Source organism: Pseudanabaena sp. 'Roaring Creek', assembly GCF_001402795.1.
In the GTDB taxonomy this organism is placed as follows: domain Bacteria; phylum Cyanobacteriota; class Cyanobacteriia; order Pseudanabaenales; family Pseudanabaenaceae; genus Pseudanabaena.
Genome location: NZ_LIRE01000546.1, coordinates 1 through 5,369 on the forward strand (window position 1 = coordinate 1; position 5,369 = coordinate 5,369).

Below are 5,369 nucleotides of genomic sequence, written 5' to 3' on the forward strand. Positions count from 1 at the left end.
TATAGTTGTTTTAAATAACTTGTAGACGGGCTTCGACTTCGCTCAGCCCTCGGTGTAAGCTAGCTGAGCGAAGTCGAAGCTGTAGTTTTTATTTGAATTATCTATAGAATTCTTGAAATGTACTTCAAACCCCCAAATATAGCTGCCGCCAGTTTTGTTAGGACAAAATCAAAACCCCAAAGAGAGTTGCCGCGCTCCGCGCGGCAACTCTCTTTGGGGTTTTATGTCCTGATACAGTTGGCGGCAGCTATATGAGTGGCGGCGCTTCGCGCCGCCACTCATATTTGGGGGGTTACAGCAATGAGCATTTTCAGGGTTCATGATAGAATTTTTATGCTAACCAAGTGTTAGACCTAAAAAACTTAGATAAAACTTCAGGTTTTATAGTTTTATTGATACGACTTAGGAGTATCTAGCCATGTCAAATAAAGTTGTATTACTCGACAAAGCCCAAATAAGTCTGGACAGCTTGCAAAAACAAGATTATTTGAGAGTTATCAAAACGATCGAATCCTTAGCGACTTTTCCTTTTAATACGTCACTACAAGTACATAAGTTGCATTTAAAGGAGAATTATTTCCTCGCAAGAGCAGGCTTAAAGTATCGATTGATTTTTCAGTGTCAAGACGATGAAATAATAGTCACTGATATTGTCAATCATGATCGACTACAAAGATTGTATGGCTCCATATCAAAGAAGGAACTTACAATTGAAACCGCTTGATTCTTTCAACTTTGACGTAAGAAGATGTATTACTGAACTTAATGAGTTTGAAAAGCTTCTAGATAAGGAAGAACTTCGAGAAGCCCAAGATGTATTACCATTTTTTAGGAGTAATTTACATCTATCGGCATTTATTGCTTCTTATGTAGCAGAAATAGTGAGATTTGATAGAATTAAACATGAATTTGCCGTTTTTGGCGATTTTCGTGCCGATCTGGTTGTTGGAGACTCGGTTAGTGGGACTTACTGCTTTATTGAATTTGAAGACGCTACTAAAAATAGTATTTTTGTCGAAAAGGGGCGAAGTACGTCTGATTGGTCTCCTCGATTTGAGCATGGCTTTAGCCAAATTGTTGACTGGTTTTGGAAGCTTGATGATTTTAGAAATATTGCCCAATTTCGTGCTGTTTTTGATAGTTATAGTATCAATTTTTATGGAATGCTAGTAATCGGTAGAGAGTCTTTCCTGTCACCTATAGATAAAAATCGACTTAAATGGCGATTAAATAAGGTGTTGATCGATTCTCAAAAAATAATTTGCATCACTTTTGATCAATTAGCTAGAGATATCAAAGATAGATTATCTTTATACCAACTAAGTTATGAGTCAGATTCATTTACGGAAATCGATTCTGATTTATTAGATATAGAGGAAGATGCTTAAAGCTTGCCCATATTGGCTTTCATGATAAATCGCTCAAGGGTGACAATCTCTACACGATCGCCATAGGGAATATATTGCTGTAAATCTCCTGAGATATAGAATTCGCGCAATGTCCAACCTTCGCCACCGAGAACTAAATAAGCTTTTTGATAATTGGGATTCTGTTCCATCGCATCCATTAAGCAAATTACCTCAAAGGGAACTTTCTGCTATTATCAGTCTGAAGAGGATAAGATTTTATCCCATCCACTTGTAACACGATTTAAATAGTCAATGATACAAGTCTTCATTATCATTCGAGTCTAGGACTATATTATTCTTAGACTTTTCAGATATCTCAATCAAAGAAGACCTGCCTCAAATTTCATAATAATTACTAGAACTATCTTACAAAACACACACTAAATACAGCGTTGGCATATAATTTGGGAATGTAAAGTTATCGTTAAATGTTCATCATCATGTTTTGTCCTAAAAGTAATCACAAAAACGTACAATATTCACAAATAGAGATTGATTTTGTTGTAAGCTAATTAGCCCTTGCTTTTGAAAATATGTGAGATTTTTTGTGAGTACAGCAAAAAAAACGATGACTGAAACATATCTGCCTGAAAAAACGATATCTAGGCGTAGAAATAATAATCTGATTTTGCGTCCATTCCTCAAATGGGCTGGTGGTAAAAGGCAGCTATTACCTATCTTAAGACAATATATTCCTAAAGATTTTTCCAGTAGTTATTTTGAGCCATTTGTTGGAGCTGGAGCATTTTTCTTTGATCTACAGCCCAAAAAAGCAGTTATTAATGATGCTAATAAAGAGCTGATTAATTGTTATCAAACAATTAGGGATAATCCTGAGGAGCTGCTGGAACTTACTAGAGAATATCAAAAGAATATTTCAAAAGAACGTTACTATGAATTACGTGAGTTAGATCGTAAATCAGACTTTGAAAGCCTAAGTAATGTCCAAAGAGCTGCGCGAATTATCTATCTAAATAAAACATGTTTTAATGGACTTTTTCGGGTCAATAGCCAAGGGCAATTCAATGTTCCCTATGGTGATAATAAAAACCCTATAGTTGCCGATGAAGCTGTTATTAAAGCAATAAGTAAGTACCTAAATCAGAATAATATTAAGATCACAAATGAAGATTTTAAAGATGCAGTTTCTACAGCCAGAAAAGGTGATTTTATATATTTCGATCCACCCTACGATCCCATATCTGATTCGTCATCTTTTACTGGATATGATCTAGCTGGCTTTGGTAAAGATCACCAACGTCTTCTTAGAGAAGTATGCGACGAATTAGTTGATAAAGGGTGTAAAGTTTTACTTAGTAACTCTTCAACAGATTTTATTAAAGATCTTTATAGTGATAAGAATTACTATACATGGCATGAAGTTAAGGCAACTCGACATATTAATTCTGTTGGAACTAGTCGAGGTAAAATAAATGAAATATTAGTTTTTAGTAATTACGATGTCAGATAAATCGAAGAATGATTCTGCTTGGGAAATATTATTTGATAAGCACAATATTCTAGAAGAAATTAACGAAAAAGGGATATGTAAAATTTCTGCAAAAGCTATTAATAAAGAACGAGAAGCGAGATTAATGACAAAATTTGATCATTATATTCAACTTCCCGCTATTTTTAAGCAAAATCATCTTACGATTCAACCTGACTCACGGGGAACTTATGTCATTGGGCGATTTAAAAGTTATGAGGATATTCCCAATAACTCATCTATAAATATACAGGCATTTTCTTTTCCTGAGAGTATTGAAACTCTTAATCCAACCAATATCTATTCAGAATCTGCTTCTATTCTTTGTGCATATAATAGTGGAATTATAAATGACCTTTTTGGACAAGAGGTTTTATATACAGTTTCGGGAAGAATGTCAACTGGAAAGTTTAGCTATTGTATAAACAATTCACAACAAGATACTTATTACCAAATCAATGTAGACAATTCTCAGTGTGAGATTGATGGAGGGTTTGAAGGAGAAGATATTTTTGTGATTATTGAGGCTAAAAATCAAGATGTAGATGACTTTTTGGTTCGTCAACTTTATTATCCTTATAGACTCTGGACAAACAAAACTGCTAAACAAGTTATTCCAGTTTTTCTGTCTTACTCTAATGATATTTTTTCCTTTTATATTTATCAATTTAAAGATGATAATAACTATAATTCGATTCAATTAATAGAGCAAAAAAAATATCAGATAGGCTCAAATGATATTGAGTTAGAAGACGTTACAGAAATGCTTGCCCATATCAAAATTACTCCCGAACCTACAGGTGTCCCATTTCCTCAGGCTGATGTTTTTCCTAGAATAGTGGACTTACTTATGCAAATTTATGGTGTTAATCCTTCACTTTCAAAAGAAGATATAACTATTAATTACGCGTTCAATATACGACAGGCTGGCTATTATGCCGATGCTGCAATTTATCTTGGTCTTTTGGAAAAACAACGCAATAAGGAGCAAGGAGTTTGTTATTTAATGACAGAAAAGGGGTATCGGATTATGGGAAAAACTGCCAGAAATCGAAATCTATCACTTATCCAATGCATTATTGAAAGAAAAATTTTTAATAGAACTTTGCAAACTTATTTAGATGAGGGTGAACAGCCCAATCGAAATCGGGTTAACGAAATTATGAGTGATGAACATCTAGGACTTAGTAAAACTACTATCGAACGTAGATCTCAAACTGTCTTAGCTTGGATAAATTGGATAATGGGACTTACTCAGCGATAGCAAAAATTTCAATAGTAGCTGAAACTGAGTAAATTCCCTATTCAAATTAGGCAGCAACTAGCAAGCCTGCACTAGATTGCTTTGGCAATACATCAACCACATCAAGCTTGGCACAGTAGGCGATATCTTCCGCACCATTGAGGTTTAGTAGGCGCTTACCGTGGCTAGCTTGATAAAACAACTCCTCCACCTCGCCTTTCCATGTTTTGTACAGCGTTGCCGCCGCTACCGCTTCATCGTTACCAAAATCAGCTTCGTCTTCGAGGTTAGCCGCGATCGCACCCGCGCAGGTCGTATCCTCTAGGGAATAACTACCTTCCCAGCCAGAACCGACGATCCAAACTGTCTCAGGCTTTGTTTCGCGCAAATATTTCAATACCGAACCGAGATTAATCATCGCGCAAGCCAAAACTACTTTAGCGTTCTGGACTTTTTGCAGCGATCGGGTGCCATTGGTGGTACTCATAAAGATCCTTTTGCCCTTTACCACATCAGGTGTAAAGTCAAAGGGAGAATTTCCCAAATCAAACCCTTCCACTGTCTTTCCCCCTCGCTCGCCGACTCGAATCCGTAATTCTGGTGAATGCGCTTCGCTCACCCGTAAAAGCTCGTCAAGATCGGAAAATACTTGCACTCCTTCGGCTCCCGCAGCAAGGGCTGTGGCGATCGTAGTAGTTGCTCGCAAAATATCAACGGCGATCGCGCAGTCTGGACTCCCTTCAGTCGGAACTAACTCAGGGGTGTGATAAACAAAGATTTTCATTTACGGATCTAATGGTTGAGCTATCTACTATAAATTAAACTCTATGATCGTTTGTTTTGCAAGTTCGCAAGGACAAGAAGGGCTGAATTGCCTTGATTTTTCGATCTTTTCCTCGCGTTACAATTAGTTAGCTAGGCATAAGTAAACTTACAGCGCTTTGCGCTCAAACCCAAATTAAGGAAATTTTTGAAAGCGTTGCGAAGCAACGCTTTCAAAAATTTCCTTTTGGTTCGTTTGATCGATATGTTTATCGATAATTTCTGTAAAACCTAGAAGAGAGTACCGCCCGCTTAGCGGGCGGTACTCTCTCTGGCTTTGGTTTTTAATTATGCAGAACTACTGCTGAACTACTTAGGATCTTTAGGAAAAGTTAGTTATGGACTTTAGTGCCGCCTTACCAATTTTTGCAATTACCTTACGTGAAGGCGTAGAAGCGGCTCTCGT

General features: G+C 36.7%; 5 protein-coding genes. 3 read left to right on the plus strand and 2 right to left on the minus strand.

The window, feature by feature from the left end; translation table 11 throughout:
* The first annotated feature begins 680 nt into the window (after window positions 1–680).
* On the plus strand, window positions 681–1,388 hold the full coding sequence (locus AC805_RS16180) for a Shedu immune nuclease family protein (RefSeq protein ID WP_231663228.1): 708 nt from the start codon (window positions 681–683) through the stop codon (window positions 1,386–1,388).
* Here the strand turns inward: AC805_RS16180 and AC805_RS16185 are convergent.
* Window positions 1,385–1,567 (minus strand): hypothetical protein, encoded by a 183-nt coding sequence (locus tag AC805_RS16185; RefSeq protein ID WP_055076377.1) that lies wholly within the window; start codon window positions 1,565–1,567, stop codon window positions 1,385–1,387. The two genes, AC805_RS16180 and AC805_RS16185, sit on opposite strands and share 4 nt — an antisense overlap.
* 410 nt (window positions 1,568–1,977) lie before the next feature.
* Here AC805_RS16185 and AC805_RS16190 point away from each other — a divergent pair, with 410 nt between their 5' ends.
* The gene (locus tag AC805_RS16190) at window positions 1,978–2,880 is read left to right on the plus strand and encodes a DNA adenine methylase (protein WP_055076378.1); all 903 of its coding nucleotides are present in this window, start codon (window positions 1,978–1,980) and stop codon (window positions 2,878–2,880) included.
* Window positions 2,870–4,162, plus strand: a complete 1,293-nt coding sequence (locus AC805_RS16195; RefSeq protein WP_055076379.1) for a type II restriction enzyme — start codon at window positions 2,870–2,872, stop codon at window positions 4,160–4,162. Before AC805_RS16190 ends, AC805_RS16195 begins: the two co-directional genes overlap by 11 nt.
* Window positions 4,163–4,208: 46 nt before the next feature.
* Here the strand turns inward: AC805_RS16195 and AC805_RS16200 are convergent, their stop codons facing one another.
* Window positions 4,209–4,925: a 2-phosphosulfolactate phosphatase family protein gene (locus tag AC805_RS16200; protein WP_055076380.1), complete on the minus strand. Its 717-nt coding sequence runs from the start codon at window positions 4,923–4,925 to the stop codon at window positions 4,209–4,211.
* Window positions 4,926–5,369: the final 444 nt, after the last annotated feature.

Excerpts from the sequence above, each read along its gene's own strand:
- AC805_RS16180 (WP_231663228.1), top strand. The coding sequence starts at position 681 with ATGGCTCCATATCAAAGAAGGAACTTACAATTGAAACCGCTTGATTCT.
- AC805_RS16185 (WP_055076377.1), bottom strand. The coding sequence starts at position 1,567 with ATGGATGCGATGGAACAGAATCCCAATTATCAAAAAGCTTATTTAGTT.
- AC805_RS16190 (WP_055076378.1), top strand. The coding sequence starts at position 1,978 with ATGACTGAAACATATCTGCCTGAAAAAACGATATCTAGGCGTAGAAAT.
- AC805_RS16195 (WP_055076379.1), top strand. The coding sequence starts at position 2,870 with ATGTCAGATAAATCGAAGAATGATTCTGCTTGGGAAATATTATTTGAT.
- AC805_RS16200 (WP_055076380.1), bottom strand. The coding sequence starts at position 4,925 with ATGAAAATCTTTGTTTATCACACCCCTGAGTTAGTTCCGACTGAAGGG.